The organism is Marinobacter salinexigens (assembly GCF_008370345.1).
GTDB classification, from domain to species: domain Bacteria; phylum Pseudomonadota; class Gammaproteobacteria; order Pseudomonadales; family Oleiphilaceae; genus Marinobacter; species Marinobacter salinexigens.
This window is the reverse complement of sequence record NZ_VTUU01000097.1, coordinates 1-528: the sequence shown is the minus strand read 5'-3', so window position 1 is coordinate 528 and position 528 is coordinate 1. Positions and strand designations below refer to the sequence as shown.

Sequence of the window (528 nt, the reverse complement as noted above, 5' to 3'; positions counted from 1 at the left end):
AGAGTCCACACGAATTACTTGGTTGGCTAATAAAGAGAGCATAGGGTCTATCAGGCCCGTACCATTGGGTCTGTAGCTCAGGTGGTTAGAGCGCACCCCTGATAAGGGTGAGGTCGGTGGTTCAAGTCCACCCAGACCCACCAGAATTATCCAGCTCGGCGTTATCGAATGACTTGCATAGCAGGCTATGCGGCGCCCTTCGATGCCTGGATCTGAATAATTCTTAGTGTAACGCCAGGGTATCGGCGATCGCGGATGCGCAGGACAGAGTGTGTCAATCTAGGCGCAGTGTGAAGTGAGTAAAGGAGTGACCCTCGATGGGTCATGACTGAAGCGAACGAATACTGCAACGACGAGTGACGCAGGCTGGACAAGCAGACGGGGCTATAGCTCAGCTGGGAGAGCGCCTGCCTTGCACGCAGGAGGTCGGCAGTTCGATCCTGCCTAGCTCCACCATATTAACTGACTAACCACATTGTGGGTTAGCAGTGTACAGAAACAAGCGTTTCGATTTGATGAACGATCAAA

The 528-nt window shown here is 52.7% G+C and carries 2 tRNA genes; both read left to right on the top strand.

The annotated features are described in order from the left end of the window. The first annotated feature begins 66 nt into the window (after positions 1-66). Positions 67-143: transfer RNA gene (locus FWJ25_RS19400), tRNA-Ile, on the top strand. A gap of 237 nt (positions 144-380) precedes the next feature. Further along, a tRNA-Ala gene (locus tag FWJ25_RS19395) sits at positions 381-456 on the top strand. The last annotated feature ends 72 nt before the right edge of the window (positions 457-528 follow it).